The following is a 21,901-nucleotide window of genomic DNA, read 5'->3' as shown; positions in this document are numbered from 1 at the left end:
GCAGAAAGAGTGGCAAAGATTGCTCTTGCCAACAAACTTTTAAAACAAGCCTTTGCCATCGGAAAGAAAAAAGAGAAATACAGAGAAGATTTTTGTTAAATAATTTGTTTTTTAACACAGATCATTCCGTAGGAATCTCAATATTATATTCACATTGTTTTAAACCTTCATTGTCATTAAGTTTCTTTATTAGCTTACAGGTAAATTTATTCCCAATTTAAATACTTTGTGATAAGCAGCAATGCAATTATCTTTCTTTTCAAGTTGTTTTTTAATATTTTCAATTGAGAAGTCATATATCATTGATGGAGACGTATTTTGATCGGTTTCATCGGGTTGCGCAAGATGAGGGTAAATAATCAGACAATCCATTATTTTGTCCTCATCCCAATTAGCATTTTTACTTTTCATCTCGTTGATAACTTTTCTTAGGCGGGAATACCCTGAAACCTGGCGAATATCTTTATGGATATGACTTTTGGTATATTTCAACTTATATTTCGTATCAATAACCATTTCAAATCCAGGTTTGCTGATTAAAATATCAAGATAATTTCCGTACGTGCTAAACTGATAGTGGATATAATGTTCATCTCCTGGGTTTGCTTTCACTAGCTGATAATAAAAATACAGCTCAAACAACCTGGGCATATCAATCCAGAAAGGGGGAGTTTCTACTTTTTTCTGCGTTGTTTTTGTAATGGTATAAGAAAAACGTTTCAGGATAAGCTGCCCGATTCTGATTGCCTCTCCATATTCATTGAAAAAGGGATTTTTCTTTATGCTTTTCAATTGATGCTCATCGATCTCTGTGCCGATATGTTCAAAAGCCGGCCTGCAATAATTGAAAATATGTTTAATTGATACCAGGTTTGAGGAAAATAATAATGGGTTATTTCCAATGTAACTGATTACAAATTCTAAAACTTTCTTTAAAAAACGATTTTCCAAATGATTCTCTCCAAATACCTGAAACTCACAAAAAGTAGACGTTAATCTGTTTTTAAAAACATTTTTTTCAGTATGCTGCCCCACCAATACCTTACCCTTAACCTTGCTGTTTAGATTTTCCTGAACTTTATAATAGGATTTTTTCAGACCTTTTCTTACAATTGTTTTTAAATGCTGTAAAAACTGGACAATAAGAAAAGGGGTCAAGCGGTCATTTTTCTGATCAATGGTAATCGGTTTGGCACTCCAGTCAATCTGGATTATATCTTTTGAAAACCTGGCGGTCTGGGGTAAAGCCATGATCTCCAGAAGAATTTTAAGGTAATTGATTTCTCTGGTCCCTACTTTTTCCTTATTTTCAAACTCTTCAGGAGCTCCATTCGAATTTTCTTCTTCGCTGAGGCAGTGTTGAAAATACTGTGATAACCCTGCATTGATTTTAGGCTCCACATAGATAGTCCTGCCGGTATTTCCTAACCAGTCAATGCCTACAAAATAATCTGCTTTGATCTCACATTGGTTTTCTCCTTTTACCACTGAAAAAGGAAAAGACTGATGGTTAAATTTTTTGCTCTCTACAGTATTAAATAACTGAAAAGAGTCATCAGCAAGATGCAGCAGTTCATCTTTTATATCAGTAAAAGGTTCCTCAGCAGTAATTCTCTTAATCAGAAAACTTTTATGTTCTGAAAGTAAAATTCCCATTAATTGTTCAGTTTCAGGGTATTGATATAGTCTTTGATATCCAGATTTTCGTAATTTCCGATAAGAACACCATCTTTCACATATTCCAACAGGATTGGAACCACTTCATAATTCATTTTCATTCTGAAAATTTCGTTCCTTTTTTGAATATTTTCAGGGCTGTCTTTTGGCGCAATAAAATAACTGTGCCCCAACTGAACATCCTTTGCTTCAAATTCGCCACTTACATTCTTCGTATTGAATAACAGGGAAACCTTTTCAAAGCCCTCTCTATTAAAATGAATGTACTCATCTTCATCCAGAGATTCAGGTAAAACATCTACAAAAGCAAAACGTCTTCTGATGGCATAATCAATATGTCCTACACTGCGGTCGGCCGTATTCATGGTTCCGATGATGTAAAGGTTGGGAGGGAGAATTAATTTGTTTTTAACTTCATTGGTAACATCTTCAAGAGCATACATACTTTCAACAGCTTTTCCACGATATTCCAGTGCATAGATTAGTTCACCCAAAACAGAAGATAGATTTGCCCGGTTAATTTCATCAATAACAAGCACATAGTTCTTCAACGGTACTTTTTTAGTCCAGATTGTTTCAGGTTGATAGGTTTGCTTAAATTCATAGAACTTTTCAACAACCTTCATAAAATAGGTGGCATGCTGCCTTGTTTTTTCTTCAACATCAGACATTTTCTTAATGTCCTGTCTTTCTTTTGCTCCGGATTCAATAATAAGTTTCAATTCTGAAAACTTCATATTTAATCCATTTTTATGGGCATCCCAGTTATCTCCTTTATATTTAAATTTGGTTTCATCCGCAGAAAACAGATACACCGAATTGGTAATAGGATATTGATGCAGTTCGTTTTCCACCATTTCATCTTTTATTTTCTCAATGAATACATCAAAAGTATCTTTTGAGATAATCGTATCCGGTGCCTTTTGTGATGCGTTGTAATTTTGTAATGCTACGTTGGCAATCTCAGCTAAAATTCTATTCTCAGCTTTAAAAAGTATTCCATCCCCATCTTCATTAGGTTTGGAAACAATACCTCTTACAAAATCTTCATATGTGTAACTTGGATGAAACTGGATGATTTTGAATTGCGGATTGTCTTTCAATTCTTTAGTTTCATTTAATCCCAATAATTGAACAGCGAGTTCTTTTGCCTGTCTTGTCTTTCCTGTTCCCGGAGGACCTTGCAGGATGATTTGTTTTTTGTATTCTAGAATTTGGATCTGTTGGTCCAGTTTATTTTCACTCATATCATTTTGTTCTGTAGAAGATGGGGTATTCTGTTCCTGGAAGTAATCGTAAACCTGCCATGGAAAGGTCACAATTTCAAAAACATCTTTGTTGAGTTTTTCTTTAAATATCTGAAGAAGGTTGTAGCTGTCCTGGAACCAGTCATACGTAAGTTCCAATTCAAAATCTTCAACATTTTTGTTCAAGAGATCAATTAAAACTCTCAATTTATCCTCATTCACAATGGTACACAATAACTGAGGCTGCAAACCTGCAATAAGCCTGTTGGTGGCTGCTTTCTTATTATTGCTGGTATATTTCCTGATTATATCTTTAATCTGATAATAGATTTCAAATGAGGGTTGGTGTTGATTTAAGGCAAGGTTCTGTAATAATAAAGACAGTTCAGACCAGTTTGTTTTGATCAGGTCTTTTTCTTCATGGGTAAAATATCCCAGTTTTAATGAAGACACACATTGATCGGATGACCGCATGAAGAATTCATAAAAAACTTCCTTATCCCAGTCTTCCCAGTTCTTTCCGGTATTTGCTTCCCCAATGAATAAAGGTACGTAATGTGAGTATCTTTCTTGCCAGTGATCCCAAATCTCTAATTTGTCAATTAATTCTGTAAAAGTCATGTTGGTTTTAGTTTTCTGTATTGCTGTGTAGCGATGGTCCAATACTCGGTAATGGAGCTCACAGTGGTAGTAAAATTATAGTAATGTAAATGTCAGATATGCTTTATACCATTATGTAAAGGCATAAATAGTATTTATTTTCATGGATGTACAGTTTATAGAATACAATAATAAGAAAAAACTTTAATTCATTGTTACGGGAAAACGTAAAGCGTAAAGCTTTTACATTTTATTTCAGGGGGCGCAATGTAAAACGATTTAGGGAAATGCTGGGCATCAAGCAGGAAGCATTGGCTCTTGACCTTGGGGACGGCTGGAACCAGAAGAAAGTTTCTCTGCTGGAACAGAAAGAAATTATTGAAGACCCTTTACTGAAAAGAATTTCTGAAGTATTGAAAATTCCGGTGGAAGCGTTTCAGAATTTTAACGATGAACAGGCTATCAATATTATTTCAAATACTTTCCACGATTTTAAAGATAACTCTGTAGCTTCTGCAATGAACTATAATTGTACATTTAATCCAATAGATAAAATTGTGGAATTATATGATGAAAAGATTGCTCTTTATGAAAGGATGTTGAAGGAGAAAGATGAGATGATGGTGAGGCTGGAGAGGTTGATTGAGAAGGGATAACATAAGATATAGAAAAAGGTTCAGCGCGTGCTGAACCATTTATATTTATGATTTTAAATCTTATTTGTTAATTTTCCAAATCCTTCATAATCTCTTTAAAACTAGCTAAAGCAGATTCTATATTATCAATAATTTCTTGTGCCAAAATATCAGGTTCTGGTAGATTGTCTAAATCTGTAAGGCTTTGATCTTTAATCCAAAATATATCCAAAGAAGTTTTGTCTCTGGCTATGATCTCTTCATAGGTGAATTTTTTCCAGCGTCCATCTGGATTTTCTTCTGACCAGGTTTCTTTACGGTTGTTTATATTAGAAGTGTTATAGCAAGTAACAAAATTTTCTAAGTCAGCTTCAGTTAAAGGCTTTTTCTTTAATGTATGATGTACATTTGTTCTATAATCGTAAATCCAAATTTCTTTTGTCCATGGCTTCTTCGATGCAGCTTTATTATTAAAAAATAAGACATTTGCTTTTACACCATTAGCATAAAAGATACCAGTCGGCAAACGTAAAATGGTATGTAATTCAGTAGATTTTAATAATTGTTTACGGATTTCTTCCCCGGCTCCCCCTTCGAATAATACATTATCCGGCAAAACAACTGCGGCTTCACCATCAATCTTCATCAAGGATTTAATATGTTGTAAGAAATTCAGCTGCTTATTAGAAGTTGTTTCCCAAAAATCCTGACGATTATAACTCATATCGTCACGCTCTACTTCTCCTTCTTCATTAGTTACTATATATGAACTTTTCTTTCCAAAAGGAGGATTGGCCAATACATAATCATACGTATTACATTCTGCTGCAATTAAAGCGTCGGAAGATTTAATTAAAGGTTCACCGTCTATTTCTCCAATACCATGTAAATATAGGTTCATCAAACACATACGACGGGTACTAGCTACAATTTCATTACCATGAAAAGTTTCATCTTTTAAAAACTTTTTTTCTTCACGATCTAATTTGTGATGATGTGTAATGTATTCATAAGCAGATAAAAAGAATCCTCCTGAGCCACACGCTGGATCTATGATCGTTTTCATCGGTTTAGGCTGTACACACTTCACCATAGTATTGATTAATGCACGGGGAGTAAAATATTGTCCGGCACCAGATTTGGTATCTTCTGCATTTTTCTCCAATAAACCTTCATAGATTTTTCCTTTAACATCAGCACCCATTACAGACCATTCTTCATTGTTAATCAATGTAATGATGCGTAATAATTTAGATGGATCTTGAATTTTATTTTGACTTTTTGCATAAATCTGCCCCAACATCCCTTTTTCACTAGAAAGAGTACGCAAAAGCTGTACATAAAAACTTTCTAATTCAGCTCCATTTTTTGATGTTAAATTTTCCCAGTTGCAAATATCTCCATCTGGAATTTCTTTTCCTTCAACATCTTTTATTCTAGGTAATGGTATGTTTTTATTATAAGGTGGCTTATTTAATTCATCCACCATTTTCAGAAATAGCAGATAGGTAATCTGTTCCAGGTAATCTCCATAACCTACACCATCATCTCGCATCACGTTAGCGAGGTTCCATATTTTTGATATAATTGTTGACTCAGTCATTCTTCTAACTTCTTTTAATCCCTTATTAAAGATACTTTGTTCTTACTTATTTTCTTTACAGATTTATGAGCCTCTTTTTCCACCTTTATTCTTTCTAATAAAACGGAAGCTGGCTCATAATTAGGTTCTGATTTACAGGCTTTTAATTCTTCCTTAGTAAGTAAACTTCCCTCAAAAGTTTTTTTCAGAATGCTTTGGCGTAAAGCTTCTGCCTGATCCAAACTATTTTTGATTTGCTTTTCAACAGCATCACAAACTGATAAACGGGATTCTATCTCTTTGACGATTTGTTGCTGTTGCTTTAAATCTAAAATCTCAGGTATTTGGATATCTTTTAGATTGGGTAAACTAATTCCCAATACAGTTGTCCCACTTGAAGCTTTTAAACATTTGTCTTCAATTGATTTGAACAAATAGTGTATAAAATGATTATCACAATTATTTTTAGGTTTTATTACTTTTAAGTCCTGATTTATTGCAGTTTTTATATTTGAGATAATACTTCTTCCTGGATTTATCCTAGTTGCTAAAATGACTTCTCCTTTGTTGGCAATATTTGAAGAACTATTTTCTAATCCCTTTTCTGTAATAAAATCTTGTGTTGAATTTAAAAAGTCACCTTTAATATCCTTAATTGATGCCCAATTTAGATTTCCATTCCAAAATGATTTTTCTTTTTTACTTGGGGTGCCACCTCCTAAAAAGTTAAAAAAGTCACCTACTTTTATTACTTTATACTTTCCTTCAAAAGCTTTTTTTAAAACAGCTTGTCTATAGATTTTCAGTTGTTTTTGAGAGTTTTTCAAATCTGCAATACTAGCGTCCAAAGAAGAAAACAAAGTTTCTATTTTTTTGACAATTGCACGTTGTTCGGGAATAGGAGGCAATGGAAATATTATTTTTAATAAATCACCTTTTGCTAAACTTGGAATAGTAGTACTTTTATCTAAAGAATGAAAATTAAAAAACTGACAAAAATAATATAATAGTTTAGGATTCAGATTGTCAAATGGAATAAGTCCAAATGCTGTATCTACATTCCAAAATTTTGTTGTTACATAAATGGGCGAATTTATGGTTCCTTTTCTTCCAATTATGATAGTATTCTCAGGGCATAAAAATTCACTAGCCTTTCCAATAATTCCAGAACTTCCATAAATTGGATAACTTCCATTACTATTTTCAACGTGCTTCTGATTTTTACCATTTTTTATCTCAAGTATATCATCAAAAGTACATTCAATCCAATCTTCTCTCATTACGCAGCTAAAGCTTCATTTAATTCATTAATAATATTCTGCATATCATTACCAAAGAGCTTGTACATTTTTCCACGTCCACCTTGTACATCAAATGGTGTATAGTCCAGATCATCTAATTCCAAATGATAAGAACTGATAATATGATCTTTAATCATTCTTAACCATTCCATTTGCTCTGATGAAAAACGGTTATGTTGTCCGGCATTTTGAGCAAATATCCATTGCTTAAAATTGTCATCAACTGTTTTATCATAAGGCTTTAGAACTTCATCTATTCCACAAATTTTCCGTAATAATGAAACTAAAGCTGTTAATTCATCTTTAGGAGCATGAGCGGTTGTTGCACCAATGTTTTTATAAGCATCCCAAATATGCAGGGGTGCAAATATCGGTTTTTCCAGTCGTATTTTATCCATAAGCCCCTTCAACATTTTGAAAGTTATTTCTTTTCTTCGAAATGGCTGATCGAAATAAATACTTAATGCGGTGATTTCGTTTTTATTAGTTCGCAGATATTCTTCAAAATTATTAATTAAACTTTCAGCTTTATCAACGGTCGTTGTATCCCACTCAGAAGTTAGTACGGTGTCAATATTAATATGATCAATAATTTGGTCGTGTTGTTTTCTTACATTGTCAATATATTCATTCAGCGGACCATTAAATGATAATGATGCTTTTCTGATCAAAGCTTCGTGGGCTTCTGCTTTTGCTCTTTCTATTTTTTCCGGTGTGCGTTCCTGTATAGGAATAACCTGTATTAGTTTTTGGGAATTTTCTTCTATTTTATCAATATCAAAAGCTTCAATTAGCTCACGGATAATCTGCAGTAATGGTTTACCTCCGGAAAGCTCAATAATATGTTCTTTTTCCTTTTCACTCAATTGTTTATCTAATCGAATAAGTCGATTGGCTAAAGACAGAAATACATCCTCATCTGAAATACCCATAGTGACTGCCCCCAACAATTCTTTCATTGAGACTGAAGGTTTACGTTCTAACGGTCTACTATCTGTTTTCTTAGATTTAGTAGCTCCCACAGCATCTACAATAACGAAATGATTTTTTACACGAGCTGTTTTACTTACCAATTGCAATTTATCATCATTAATAGTTCGTGTACCACGTCCTTTCATTTGTTCAAAATAATTGACACTTTTCACATCACGCATGAACAGCAATACTTCTAATGGCTTTACATCTGTTCCTGTTGCAATCATATCTACCGTAACTGCTATACGAGGATTGTAATCATTACGAAAACGATTTAATAAAGACTTTGGGTCTTCATCAATTTTATAAGTTACTTTTTTACAGAAATCATTACCCTCTCCAAATTCTTCGCGTACAATATTGATGATATCATCTGCATGGGAATCTGTTTTGGCAAATATTAAAGTTTTTGGTACTTCATATTCATCATTTTGCCAACGATCAGGGTATATCTTGGTTTCTAAAGCATGTTTAAACTCTTTAATGATTGTACGGATTTGTGATACGTTGACAACAGCTTTATCCAGATCATTACGAAGATATTCTGTATCTTCATCTTCTTGTTGCCAACGTTTAGCTCTAGAAAGTTTATCCCTTCTGTCCACAAACCATCCTGATTCTATTAGACCGCCTTTCTTGGAGATTTCTGTTTCAATAGAATAAATTTCGTAAGGAACGTTCACACCATCAATTACAGACTCTTCGTAAGTATATTCACTTACTACATTTTGATTGAAGAAACCAAAAGTACGTTTGTCTGGAGTTGCTGTCAACCCAATCAAAAAGGCATCAAAATAATCTAAAACTTGTTTCCATAGATTATAAATAGAACGGTGGCATTCGTCAATGACAATAAAATCAAACTGTTCAATAGGTACTTTTTCATTATAAGAAACAGGAACAGCTTTTTTTTCAGCCAGCTTTTGTTGAAGCCACGATGATTGTTCAATAGGACTATTCTCTTCTTCACTTTCATCCATTTCCTCACCTTTCAAAATAGAATACATTCTTTGAATGGTGGAAATACATATCTGGCTATCTGGTGCGATATAACTTGAGCTCAATCGTTGTACATTGTATAGTTCTGTAAATTTACGATTGTCATCACTTGGCTGAAAAGCCATGAACTCTTGCTCTGCCTGTTCTCCCAGGTTTTTAGTGTCAACTAAAAATAAGATACGTTTTGCTTTTGTAAACTTAAGTAAACGGTAAATAAATGTTGCTGCTGTAAATGTTTTACCAGCTCCAGTTGCCATTTGCACTAGAGCTTTAGGCTTATTCTGTTTAAATGATTTTTCTAAATTATTTATGGCAACAACCTGCGCAGGACGTAATCCTGCTTCTTCTAAAGCTGGTATATCATTTAAACGTCCTCGTAATGTTTTTTCTTTCTTATACCATTCCATCAACATTTCAGGTTGGTGAAAATGAAACAGTTCCCGGCTACGTGGATTCGGGTCTCTATAATCTGTAAAACGAGTAATTACCCCTGTGCTTTCATATGCAAAAGGAATTACTTCTGTGCTTTTAAAAAATTTAAGTTGTGCCTGCGCATAATTCTTTGATTGCTCTTCAACTGTTGTTAACCGAAACCCTTCTTCTTCCTTTTTGGCTTCAATGATACCAATAGGTTTTTGATCTACAAATAAAACGTAATCAGCAGGTCCTACCGAAGTCTGATATTCACGAACAGCAATACCTTTTGCAGCATTAAAGTTTATTTGATTTTTAGATTGTACAGCCCATCCTGCCAGACGAAGCATTTCGTCTATGCGATCACGAGCAATTTGTTCAGGGTTTTGATTAAGCATTTGGTTTTCTTAGTTTAAGAGGTAAATATAAGAAAACCTCAATAAGAAAGCCAAATGAAGCCTTAATCTATTCTAAATTCAGAATGTTATATATTGATTTTTTAGAATGAATCATAGAGAATTTAATATGAATTTATGTTACAATCTCAATCCTCCTACACATCCACCTCCTCAATCTCCACACCGACAGATACACCAAAATCACAGGCAGTGCAGCTTTATTCTTTAAACCAATATTCTGCCAACCTCTGTTCTCCGGATTTTAATAAAATACCCTGTTCTACAGCCCATTTCAGGTCTCTGCTTGCAGTGGGAGCGGAAATACTTCTGAAGTTCTGCATATAGTCTTTCCTGCTGAACGTATTTTGTTTTACTTTCTCTTTAAATAAGAAAATTCGGTCTTCCGTATACAATGTTTTATTTTGAGATTGTAAAAGTTCCTGTAGAGATTCGAGAATAATACCGAGCATAAATTCTATAAAAGGAGTAGAATTTCCTTTTTTATCAGATTCTGATAATGTATTGTAATATTCAGCCTGTTTTTGCTTGATGAGGGATTCTATCGGCAGATATTCAAATACGGGATATTGCTGCATAAGAAGTAAAGTTTGCCAGAGTCTTCCCATTCTTCCGTTTCCATCTGTAAAAGGATGTATAAATTCAAATTCATAATGAAATACACAGCTTTTAATTAAAATCAGGTCTTTGTATTTTTTCAGATAATCAAACAGGTCCCTCATTAAACCTTTTACCATTGTCCCTCCCGGTGCTATATGTTCTACCTTTGAACCTTTAATAATACCCACATTAGTAGTTCTTAACTTCCCGGGATAATCCACTAATCCTTTCATCAGGATAGAATGTGCTTTTTCCAGTTCTTTTAAGTGATAAGGATTCAACTGATTGATTTGCTCATATATCTTTATGGCATTCTGAACTTCAAGAATATCTTTTTGGGGAGCAATGATTCTTTTATTTTCCAACAAAGCGGTTATCTGCTCTTCAGTAATGGTATTCCCTTCAATCTCCAGTGAAGACTGAATAGTTTTGATTCTGTTCTTTTTCCTTAATTCGGTGGCAGGTTTATATAGATGGGAAGCATTTATTTCTCCTATTTTTTCAGAAATAGAAGTGACTAAAAATAAAATGGTATCTGTAATAGTATATGGAGGTTTCATATCTTTGATAATATCATATGATACTATCAAAGATATGAATTTATATTAACTATTGATCTAAGTTGTCACAGTCTGTACCCGTCTACACATCCACCTCCTCAACCTCCACACCGGCAAATACACAAACACCACAGACAAAATCCCAGCTAATGCCCCAACCACCACAGCCATTGCCGTAGCATCCAGCTTATAATCCTTAGAAAAATTATACTGCCCTAAGAAAAGCATCGCTAATACCAGAGAACAGGTAATCACGCCATGCAGAATACTCAGCTTCGTCATTAACTTTTTAATATTTAACTGCTCATCTACGGTAAACTCAATGGCGCCTTGTCCGGCGGCATCGGTTACTCTTTTGATGATATCAATCGTGAGGACAACGGGGAGAAATAGTGCCATTGGTAGGGTAAGGCGGGCCAGATTCTGTTCGCCGGAGAAAAAATGGGTGTAGCCTAATTCTTTGAAGCTGGCATAGGCGATGATGAAATTGAAAAAAACATTCGGAAGGACATAGTAAATCGTACGCTTCATAAGAAAGCGTTTAAGGGTTGTTTCTTTGAGCTTTTTAGGTGGCTTCGGCTTAAATTTCAATTTCATGAGGTGGTCATTAGCGCTATGGCTTTCTCTTTTATTTTAGCGGCTTCCGCTTTGGGAAGGAAGTCTTCGTTGGACAAAAATATAAAATCCATCTGATGATTGTAGGTACTCGTCACCAAAGTATTTGAGTTTAGCCAAGGGAAGGCTACCGTAGGGCTGAAAATAGTTTCAATGCTGAAGTTTTTGTACTCGTTCGGGATGTTGATCCTGCCCATATTGGATAAGGTTACATCATGACCTCCATTGCTTGATTTAAGCATGGAGATCATACGATCAACAATCGGGTGCATCTGTTCACCCATCCACAGCAGTTCGCGGGCTTCCATTTTTCCTATTTTCTGAACAAGGTCTTCTTTAATCTGCTTGGCATTGTTCAACAGATCAGAACTTCCTTTTTTAATAGCAAGGTCAACGGTTGGTGCAAAGGCAAATAAATGATCCTCTTTGATTTCTGGAATAAAATGACGCACATCCACCGGGCTGATCACTTTTCCTTTGGCTTCTTTCCCTTTTACTTCCTGGAATGCCTGCATGAATGCAGAACAAAGCAAAGCATGTACGGAAACTCCATTGGCTTTACATCTTTCAGTAATTTGAGCCGTAGTTGTCGGATCCAGTTTTTGGTGAAGAACATAGTCTTTTCCAAGGTTTCTTTTTTTGCTTTTTTGCTGTAGCATAAAGAAGAACCTGGCAAAGGTCAGATAAAGATTGGCTTTGAATTTTTTACTTTTTACATTAAAGTTGGAAGGGAGAAATTCATCTACTGAAGTGAAAGCCTCATAAGGTTCTAATTCCAAAGCAGGATTGTCCAAAAGCTGAAGAAGCTCCTTCATTAAAGTTACTCCGGTGGTTCCGTCTGAAATGCAATGGGGGATGGCCCAAAAGACTTCAGAAACATCCTGTCCTCTTACCCAGACGACACGGGCTAGTGGTGTTTTTTCTTCCTCAAATAAGATTTTCCATTCTTTTTGAGACTCTGTCAGCCAGTCCTGGTCTGTTTTTCTTCCTACGATGCGGAGCGGGATAGGAGCAATCTCTTTTTCTTCTATAAAAAAAGGATATTTCTCACTCTTAGAGTCTATCACCACTCTTAATAACGCATGTTTCTGCTGGATTTTTTCCAGAGCAGTTTTAAAATTCTGCTCCAGAAGTTCTCCTTTTATTTTGGCTGCAAATATACAGTTTACGGGGGTTTCGGGATCTACATACATGATCCTTTCCACCATCATTAGTTTTCTTCTGATCATGATACGGCGATATATTCCAGTTGTACTTTGATGATCTGCATCACTTCATCACGGATGGCCAGTGCTTCGGTATAAGGTAGATATCCTTCACTTCCCACAAAAGAAAAGTCCATTTTTCCACGGTAGGTAGAAACTACCATCGTCGTTGTATTCCCCAACGGACCAATGACTGATGGGCTGAAAATAGTATCTACCGAAAATTCTTTATACTCATGAGGAATCTGAATGCGTCCCAGATTGGAAAACATACAGTCGTTGGAGGATTTTCCGTTCTTTAGAAGCTTGGTGAAATTATTCAAAGCATCATGTCCGGATTCCATCACCATCATGGTAATATAAGGATTGAGCTTGGACGTTTTACGCTCTACAGAGGACTGCATGGAACGTAGGTTTTCCAGAAAACTCATCTTTTCATTGGAGGAAACTACAATCATCAGCCCAAAAGCGAAGATATGGTCATTTTTGATTTGGGTGGCAAAACGTCTGATGTCTACGGGGCAGGAAATCTTGTTAAAGGCTGCTGATCCTTTTACCTTTCTGAATGCCTGAAGCAATGCCGCACTTAAGAATGTATTGACGGTAACTTCATTGGATTTGCAATAGGAAATCAGCTGCTGGCTTACCGCTTCATCCACTTTCCAGTTAATCAGATAATCGTCCTGCCGGTCAACAGCTTTTTTACCTACAGGGATAAACCTGATGGCTGTTGCTGCCAGTCTGCCTATAAATTTAGCCTTCAGCTGCTGCTTACGGCTGTTTAAAATATGGGCGGGAACGACATCCTGAATTCCCAATATAGGATTTTCTGTCCCAATATCAGTGGACGGATTATCAAGTGTTTTTAAAAATTCATCTAAAAAAGCCATTGCAGAGCCACCATCACATAAACAGTGGTGGAATGCAAAAAGCATATCTGAAACTTCTTCCCCTTTGATCCATACAAACCGGATCAGGGGAAGTTTTTCGTAATTAAACAGGGTATGCCATTCTTTCGTGGATTCTTCCTGCCATTGGTTTTCATGCTGGCGGGGTATGATTCGCACCGGAATGGATATAGAGGTTTCCTGTACATCAAACCATGGAATATTTTTTTCATCATGGGTGATGAGTGCCCTCAGCCATGGATGTTTTTTTTGAATCTGAGCCAGGGCCCGTTGGATGTCTGCAAGCTTAAAGGTTCCTCTCAGCCTGAAAGGAATCACTGCATTGAAAGGTTCTGTTCCGTCTCCCAATAGCATACGTTCTCCGAATAACAATCTTCTTTTCATATGTAGATGTCTGTCTTTTTTATTAGGTCATATGCAATCGCTTCGTTTTTATCAGTGTTGAGTCTGTAGATCATGGCGATTTCATAGGCTATACAGAAGCTAATGTGGAATGTTCCTGTACAAAATTTTCTAACAATTCTACTGCTTTATCGTTACCGCCCGCTGTATGGAAAGTATGCTGAACTTCCTTAGCGGCAGCCCTGTATTTTGGATTTTCCAGTAATTCAAAAACGGTTTCACGAAGCGCTTCCACACGTAAACGCTTGTATCGGATACTGATTCCGCAGCCTGCCTGCTCGATTAATTTGGCGATATGAAAATGATCATAAGCAATAGGCGTAATCAGCATAGGCAATCCGTTTCTGAATGTATCATTAACGGTATTGAAACCACCATGGCAGATCACCATATCCATTTGCTGCATGACCGCTGATTGAGGAACGAAGCTGTTCACAATAAAGTTTGATGGCCATTCTTCAAAGATCTCTGGTGGAGTAGCAGCAATCACCGTAACCGGCTGGTCAGCAAATGCAGCAATAATCTTTTCAAAGAAAGCTTTTCTGATGTCCACTAATAAGGTCCCTAAGGATACAAAGATCTTTGGAGTAGTAGAAGCATTCAACTTATCCCAGTCAAAAGGAGCATCATTGGGACGGCCTTTTACCGGACCTACAAATTTCATATGAGACGGAACGGTTTCAAAACCGGCAAAAGCCTGTGAAGTAAACACCATATTTAATTTATGAGAATGGATATAAATACCTTCCTCATGGATGCCTACTTCTTTTTGAAGGTCCTTGATCAGGTTTTGCTGCCATTCCCAGATTTTTGGGGCAGATTTTTCCGTGTCTCCCATCACATCCGGTGGAACAGGGGTTGTGGTGACACAGGGGATATTATGTTTATGAGCGAAAAGGGCTCCTCCAAAACTAATACAGTCGTTTACGATGACATCAGGTTTCCAGCTTTCTGTAAGGCGGATTAATCCCGGCATCATCATCTTGGCAAACGGGACGTAGGTTTCTTCCAGTGCCAGTTTCATCACTTCAGGTCCGGAACATGCTGGTCCGTCGTCCTGCCTTTTTAAAATACGGGCGATTTCATTCTGATACGGAATAAGGTCTTCTTCAGGATAATAATAAGAACCTCCTTCCGGAATATGTTTGCTGTCTAAAGGGGTAATCCCAAACCATTTTACTTCATGGCCACGTGCAATCAGACTCGCTCCTACACTTAAAGTGGGGCTGACATGTCCGAAAAACGGAGGGACAACAAATAAGAATTTAGAAGGTTTCTCTGGTTTTGAAGCCCTTAATATAGCTTTTTCCAATGAATCTGCTGCAGTCGCTGAACCTCCGGCTTCCACAAAAGACTGTCCTACTTTTTGGGCCGCTTCACGGTAGCCTGGATTATGTAAAATCTGATGGACGGCATCTCTCAGGTGGTTGGCTTTGAACCGGTTGAAGTTAAGACGTTCCCCTGCTTCTGTACGCACAACGCGTCCTGCCACATGTGACTGGTCGTAAGCGATAGGAATGACTACCAAAGGAATACCATTGGATAGCGTTTCGGAAACAGTGTTGTGACCGCCATGGCAAACCACACCATCCAGATGAGGTAAGAGGTCCAGTTGAGGAACCTGCTGATACACCATAAAGTTTTCCGGCCATTGCTCAAAAAGTTGCGGATCAGAAACCACTACAACCGTTACATCTTCATCTTTAAAAGCATCAATAACCTTTTGGAAGAATGCTTTTTTATGATCGTGATCGAAAGTAGTTCCGATGCTTACTAAAATCTTTTTGTTGGTAGCGCTTTTTAATCTGTCCCAATCGAATTCACAAGAGATACGGCGCTCTGTAAGAACCGGACCTGTAAACTGATACTGAGAAGGCAGATCTTCCATGTCACCAAAGAAATAAGTGGAGGTCAAAACAAGGGTCAACAGGTCGGAAGTAGCCAGGGAACGCTCTTCATTAACGCCAAGTTCTTTCTGTAAATCGATGATCTGATTCACTTCCCATTCGTGTACCTTGGGCAACTCATTAATGATTTTAATGGCAGCCGGAGCAGTAACAGAAGTGGCATAAGGAATTCCCAGTGCCTTTGCAGCAATAGGTGCCGCAAAAAGCTGATGGTCTCCGATAATCAAATCAGGTTGGTATGTTTTAAGTAAGGCCACGATACCTTTATAGCAATGTCTGTTTAGAGGAATAAGGACATCTTCGTAAAGAAACTTGATGCTGTCTATTCCGTAGACTACTTTTTTTGAAATAATATCAAGATATTGTTCGCTCTCTTTCTTTTCTTCGTCAGATTGATCATATTGAATCAGTAATAATTCTCCTCCTGAAGGAAGCTTAGCCTCCAAACTAGGGTCAAGGCTGATCCAGGCTACCTCATGTCCTCTTTCCAGCAGCGTAGCCCCGATGCTTAGGGTTGGATTGACATGTCCTGTCAATGGTGGAACTATAAATGCAAATTTAGCCATGGTTTTGTGTTAAAATTTTAGATAAAAAATGAACGATAGTTTCTGCGATGAGATGAGGTTCCTGTATCGGGATATTATGATCACCGGGAATCAATTCAAGCTCTGAAGTGCTGATCTGCGTCTGCAGCCATTCTCCTGTAGGCCTGCAGTTGGACTCCGCACCATACACTAATAAAGTGGGAACCGCCAGTTCGGTAAGGGGTGCCTCACCAAGAAAATGTTTTTCCTTGATCATATCTGCCTTAATGCTGGTCTGGTTAAACAGAAACTCATACATACGATGGTTTTTTTCCATCTGTCTTTTCCCCATCTGCACTTTGGTGGTATCCGTAAAATTGGCTACATAATGCTCAAGAAACTCTTTGCTGTACTCATCAATAATATTACGGGCCTTTTCGTCCTGAGGATCCGGTGCTTCCATAACAGCCAGCTGGTTGACGTGATCCGGATATTCTAATGCTGTTTTCAAAGCGATAAGACCTCCGAAACTGTAGCCTACCAAATGTACTTTTTCCAACTGAAGATGATCTATTAAACTCATCAGATCGGATGACATGGTGTCGAGATCATATCCATTGAGAAAACGCTCACTCATGCCGTGGCTTTTCAAATCGTACATCACTACATGGAAATGTTTTGCCAGGATAGGGGCAATATTAAAATAATAAATGGACAGGTTGCTGAACATCCCGTGGATCAGCACCACGGTTTGTTCGGCATCTTTGTTGAGTTCCTGTATATGAACTTGCCTGTTATTGACAGTGATTATTGGCATTCGTAGATATAATTGATGATCATACTAAGGTCAAGATTGATCAGCTGGTCCAGGTCCATAGAAGACAGCCACCCGGTAAAATCAATCTGATCGCCAAAATGCGCTTTGATTTTTTCAGAAAAAGAGACAATTTCTATGCTGTCCATTTCCAGATCCCTGGTGAATGAACTTTCAGGAGTGATGTCCATTTCTTCTACAAATTCTGCGCCTATCACTTCAGTAATAAAACCTTTTAAAAGAGTAAATAGTTCTTCGTGGTTCAATTTTAATGTTGGGTTTACAGTGTCCATCCGATAATATAATTTTGATGTTTAATAGTTTTGATTTCAATAGTGCTGATCCACAAGTGATCATCTTTTATAAGTTCGACTTCGAAGGCCTTAGGATTTCCTTTCAGTCCTGTACCCAGGAACTTTCCGTATGCTTCCTTGGCTACCCAGAAACGGGTCGTCCATTCTGCCTGATCTCGGTCTTTTAATAATGCTAATTCCTTTTCGGTAAATACCATGTCGTAGAATCCGGAGCTGCGCTCTTCAATGAGCTCCATATCAATTCCTACAGGTTTTCTATAACGTGCTATTCCTACCGCATCTTTTCCTTTATGAGCCAGTGAAATATGAATGTTTTCTGTAAAATCACTGATGAGGTAAGGTTTCCCCACTTCATCAGAACGGATTTCAAAGGTAATCGGGAAGCAGGCATGATCTTTTTCCTTGCGAAGAAGATTTCTTACGGCATCTTTTACTGCTACGCGGCTTACCATCCAGTTTTTCTTTTTGTTAGGCAATAGCTGTTGCTGAAATTGTTTTTCCGTTTGGTTGAAATATCTTTTGAGGATAAAATCCCAGGAAGCCACCCTGGTATACGCCTGGTGGAAAAAGAATACTTCAGGGGCAATTTCCTCCGAAAGGCGGTTGTGCAGCGGTGACATAGAAACATTCCATAACGCAGCATCGATTTCCAATCTTCTGTTTTGCCAGCCGGTGATGGCACACCAGACTTTTCCGTCTCTTGTAAGAACGATATTGGCTGTTGCAAATTCATCATTAAGCTCGGTAAGCATACAGGTGCATTCGAAAATACCTTCCTGGTCATGCATATCACCAAAGAATTCAATGTCTCTGATCTTCACCGGGAATGCAATACGGTCTTTCACTAATGTAAGCTGCAGCCAAAGTCCGAATAATTGTCCTGCATTATCAAGTAAAGAGCCTTTACCGCCATTTCCTTTGATCTTCCCTACGATACCTTTAGTTCCTACTGATGAAATTTCAGTAATTCCCTGATATTTTTCTCCGTGAAACATATGCATGTCATAAATTTCTTCAGGAGTTCTTTCGATAGGCAAAAGATCACCCACGGAAAGTTTAAAGTCAGGGGTAGGTACCGGAGATGATTTTAAAATCACTTCTGCATTCGCAAAATTCTCGATGTCCAGGTAAGCGTGGTGAGAGGAACGCCATTCTCCCTGTACTGTTTTTTCAAAAGGCTTGGCTACATTCATCCATTGGAAAACACTTACATTCATAATTTTATGAACCTGTGTTCCCGGTATTTCTGCTTCAGCAATTTCTGCCAGCTGCTCAAAAATCATGGTCATCGGGATGACCGGTTCCATATCAGCGACATGGGCCCATCCTTTAGGCTGTCTCAATAAACTGTGATCGATAAGATAAGGATGACTTTCCAGAGTAACATACAGATCTTTTGAAAAATGGGTGCTTCTCGGTGCCTTAGCAGCTACAGGAGCCGGACGCTGGATAGTAATTTCCGGACGGTTCTGGAAAAGTGTTAGCACTTCTTCCTGCATGCGGATCATATCTGCAACATTGTCCTGGAAGGCCTGTACAAGTGGATGACCGCTTTTTGTAGCAATAGGCGAAGCGGTATATTGTTTGGAAGCTTCAAAAGAAGGAACCAGGCTTTTAATTTCTTTGAAATTACGGATAATAGGTGACCCCAATTCCAGTTTGATTCCTTTTCCTGATGTTTTTTTTGTATGATTCTGAATCTCCAGAAAATCAAGGGCAATCGTCTTTCCTTCCACAAATAATGAAGCTACTACACGCTGCAGCTGAGCCAGTGCAGATCGGGTAGGAACGCTGGAAGCGATGGTACTGAATGCTTTTCCTTTTAAGGTATCATCAATGAAACCAATCAGTCCTCCGGTACCCACCTGGATAAAGAATCTTGCTCCTTCTTCGTACAATCTGTCTGTCAGTTCGCGGAAACGAACCGGCTGAACAAGATGCTCAGCGCTCAGCTTTCTGATGGCTGCCTGATCGGCTGGATAAGGTTCCAACGTCGTCGCAGACCATAACGGGATCTTGGTCTGTTGGAACTCTGCTTTTTCCATTCCGGCAAGGATCACATCCAGTTTATCAGCGATAAAAGGAGAGTGGAATCCGGACTGGAACGGCAGGATCTGGTGGAAGATCTGTTTTGATTTTAATACCGGAACCAATTCATCCAGTGCTGCATTGCTGCCACAAAGGATCACCTGATTAGGGCAGTTGTCATTGGATACGTACAGATCCGGGATTTGCTCAATAAGAGGTGAAACGATATCAATACCGGCTCCGATAGCAATAAATTTAGAATCTTTTAATTCAAAGGTTTCGGGGTTAAGCACATCAATCAATGCTTTAACAGAATTGGCTTCTGCCAGTTCTGAGGAATAACCTGCCAGCCATTCTCCCAAGCTGTGTCCTGCATTCATATCCGGGATGATTCCCAGCTTTTTCAATGAATGATCAAGGATACTGCAGTTGTTGAAAATGTTTAAGGCATCGATTAAAAGACCTTTCCCTTCGGTTTCTATAGGAGCTATTAAACCGAAATAACGGCTTACAGTATCTACTTCACCTTTGGCCAGACCGTCTAAGCCCGGGAATACAAAGGCCACTTTTCCGCCATCTTTTAATAATGGGGCCGAGGTATACCAAATATCCTGTTTATTTCTCCAGGTGATGTTCTTGGAGACTATTTTAAGTGCTTTTTCTATTCTTGCAGGGGTTGGATCGAATATCGCCACCCTGAAATTTCCTTCGCCTACTGTGCTGTCATTATTTTGTAATGCCGCAAGTAATTCTTCATGGGTAGGCCTTGCCAATAGCAATACATGGTCTTTCTTCGGCATATCATAGCCTTCAAGAACAACATGTGCATTGATTCCTCCGAATCCGAAAGCATTCACTGCGGCTACTTTTGGCAGCCCTGTTTTTGACCAGTTTTTTGCTTCCTGAACAGGTTCGAATCTTGTGTTCTGCATATCTGCAGTCGGATTCTCACAATATAATGTAGGAGGTAAAGTATCATGATGTAATGCGAGGCAGGTTTTAATCAGTCCTGCGATTCCTGCAGCCGGCATGGCATGTCCGATATTGGACTTTACAGATCCTATACCTGCCATAGGAGCAGTTTCTTCTTTTCCAAAGAACTGCGCTAAGGTCTGAAGCTCTGTTTTGTCTCCAAGTGGAGTTCCTGTACCATGGGCTTCAAGATAACCAATCTGCTTTTCATCCAGTTCTGCATGCTTCCAGGCCTGTTCTAATGCTTTCAGCTGACCTTTCACAGATGGACTCATCACACTGGTACCGTTACCGTCACTGCTTACGCCCACTCCTTTAATGACTGCATAGATTTTATCCTGATCACGCACCGCGTCTTCCAGTCTTTTTAAGACAACGAAACCACAGCCTTCACCGATCAGTAAACCGTCAGCATCACTACTGAACGGTTTGATCTGCTGTTGATGTGACATCGCTCCCAGTTGGGCAAAAATACTCCAGAAAGCAGCATTTTGCCCGGTGTGTACTCCTCCTGCGATCATCATATCCGAACGTCCCCGCTGAAGTTCCTGTACGGCATGATCTACCGCAATTAAAGCGCTGGCACAGGCAGCATCCACCGTAAAGGCAGCCCCGCCCAAATTGAAGCGGTTAGCTACCAGTGAAGCGACAAGGTTGGGAATTAATCCCATGGCGGTATCCGCCGCAAAACGTCCTTTGCGTTCCTGGAAAGCGTGTTTTACTTTTTCAATATCCGCAGAAGATACCTGAGGCAATAGCTCCTGCAGTAACGAAGAGATTTGTTCTCCGGTTCTTACAATTTCGATGGCACGGGTAGCTCCAGGACCGGTATAGTTTCCTTTACCGATGATAATTCCCGTTTTTTCAAGGGAGGCCTTTTTTTGAAAGACCCCGGCATCCTGCAATGCTTTCTGAACCAAATCAAGGGTTAGCAAATGATCTGGCTCTGTTCCTTCCACAGTCAATGGCAAAATACCAAATGCTGTAGGATCAAATTCATAATCAGGAATAAATCCCCCACGCTGACAATAAAAGCGGTCAACAGGGCTTGTGGCATCACTAAAGTGAACCGGATCTATCCTATCCGCCGGAGCCAATTGGGTAGAGTCTACTTTATTGACAATATTCTGCCAAAAAGTGTTGGCGTCCTGTGCCCCCGGAAAGACACAAGACAGACCAATTACAGCAACATCCGTTTTTTTCATA

The 21,901-nt window shown here is 38.2% G+C and carries 14 protein-coding genes; 1 reads left to right on the top strand and 13 read right to left on the bottom strand.

The annotated features are described in order from the left end of the window. Nucleotides 1-189 precede the first annotated feature (189 nt). On the bottom strand, nt 190-1,656 hold the full coding sequence (locus tag LQV47_RS21415) for an McrC family protein (protein WP_230041160.1): 1,467 nt from the start codon (nt 1,654-1,656) through the stop codon (nt 190-192). Next, a complete protein-coding gene (locus LQV47_RS21410; protein ID WP_230041159.1) occupies nt 1,656-3,545 on the bottom strand; it encodes an AAA family ATPase in 1,890 nt (629 codons plus the stop codon). The genes LQV47_RS21415 and LQV47_RS21410 overlap by 1 nt, the downstream gene beginning before the upstream one ends. A 266-nt stretch (nt 3,546-3,811) precedes the next feature. On the opposite strand from LQV47_RS21410, the gene LQV47_RS21405 reads away from it, so the two are divergent. After that, complete coding sequence (locus LQV47_RS21405; RefSeq protein ID WP_230041158.1) at nt 3,812-4,180, top strand: XRE family transcriptional regulator; 369 nt, start codon at nt 3,812-3,814, stop codon at nt 4,178-4,180. Between the two features lie 67 nt (nt 4,181-4,247). On the opposite strand, the gene LQV47_RS21400 is transcribed toward LQV47_RS21405, so the two are convergent. From LQV47_RS21400 to LQV47_RS21350, 11 genes are all read right to left on the bottom strand, one after another. Next, complete coding sequence (locus LQV47_RS21400) at nt 4,248-5,762, bottom strand: class I SAM-dependent DNA methyltransferase (RefSeq protein ID WP_230041157.1); 1,515 nt, start codon at nt 5,760-5,762, stop codon at nt 4,248-4,250. Nucleotides 5,763-5,776: 14 nt separating this feature from the next. After that, the gene (locus LQV47_RS21395; RefSeq protein WP_230041156.1) at nt 5,777-7,021 is read right to left on the bottom strand and encodes a restriction endonuclease subunit S; all 1,245 of its coding nucleotides are present in this window, start codon (nt 7,019-7,021) and stop codon (nt 5,777-5,779) included. Next, nucleotides 7,021-9,828, bottom strand: coding sequence for a DEAD/DEAH box helicase family protein (locus LQV47_RS21390; protein ID WP_230041155.1), 2,808 nt, complete (start codon nt 9,826-9,828; stop codon nt 7,021-7,023). Before LQV47_RS21390 ends, LQV47_RS21395 begins: the two co-directional genes overlap by 1 nt. A 218-nt stretch (nt 9,829-10,046) precedes the next feature. Then, nucleotides 10,047-11,006 (bottom strand): Fic family protein, encoded by a 960-nt coding sequence (locus LQV47_RS21385; protein ID WP_230041154.1) that lies wholly within the window; start codon nt 11,004-11,006, stop codon nt 10,047-10,049. 57 nt (nt 11,007-11,063) lie between these two features. Then, nucleotides 11,064-11,405 (bottom strand): hypothetical protein, encoded by a 342-nt coding sequence (locus tag LQV47_RS21380; RefSeq protein ID WP_230041153.1) that lies wholly within the window; start codon nt 11,403-11,405, stop codon nt 11,064-11,066. A gap of 194 nt (nt 11,406-11,599) precedes the next feature. Next, the gene (locus LQV47_RS21375) at nt 11,600-12,850 is read right to left on the bottom strand and encodes a condensation domain-containing protein (RefSeq protein ID WP_230041152.1); all 1,251 of its coding nucleotides are present in this window, start codon (nt 12,848-12,850) and stop codon (nt 11,600-11,602) included. Continuing rightward, nucleotides 12,847-14,118, bottom strand: coding sequence for a condensation domain-containing protein (locus LQV47_RS21370; RefSeq protein WP_230041151.1), 1,272 nt, complete (start codon nt 14,116-14,118; stop codon nt 12,847-12,849). The genes LQV47_RS21375 and LQV47_RS21370 overlap by 4 nt, the downstream gene beginning before the upstream one ends. 88 nt (nt 14,119-14,206) lie before the next feature. Continuing rightward, nucleotides 14,207-16,609 carry a nucleotide disphospho-sugar-binding domain-containing protein gene (locus LQV47_RS21365; RefSeq protein ID WP_230041150.1) on the bottom strand — a complete coding sequence of 801 codons (2,403 nt, stop codon included), beginning with the start codon at nt 16,607-16,609 and terminating at the stop codon, nt 14,207-14,209. Further along, nucleotides 16,602-17,384, bottom strand: coding sequence for an alpha/beta hydrolase (locus LQV47_RS21360; protein ID WP_230041149.1), 783 nt, complete (start codon nt 17,382-17,384; stop codon nt 16,602-16,604). Before LQV47_RS21360 ends, LQV47_RS21365 begins: the two co-directional genes overlap by 8 nt. Then, nucleotides 17,375-17,674: a phosphopantetheine-binding protein gene (locus LQV47_RS21355; RefSeq protein WP_209801938.1), complete on the bottom strand. Its 300-nt coding sequence runs from the start codon at nt 17,672-17,674 to the stop codon at nt 17,375-17,377. The genes LQV47_RS21360 and LQV47_RS21355 overlap by 10 nt, the downstream gene beginning before the upstream one ends. Then, nucleotides 17,662-21,900: a type I polyketide synthase gene (locus LQV47_RS21350; RefSeq protein ID WP_230041148.1), complete on the bottom strand. Its 4,239-nt coding sequence runs from the start codon at nt 21,898-21,900 to the stop codon at nt 17,662-17,664. Before LQV47_RS21350 ends, LQV47_RS21355 begins: the two co-directional genes overlap by 13 nt. Nucleotide 21,901 lies beyond the last annotated feature (1 nt).

Source organism: Chryseobacterium sp. Bi04, assembly GCF_918698085.1.
GTDB lineage: Bacteria > Bacteroidota > Bacteroidia > Flavobacteriales > Weeksellaceae > Chryseobacterium.
Note: the sequence above shows the minus strand (reverse complement) of the source record. Positions and strands in the feature narration are given on the sequence as shown.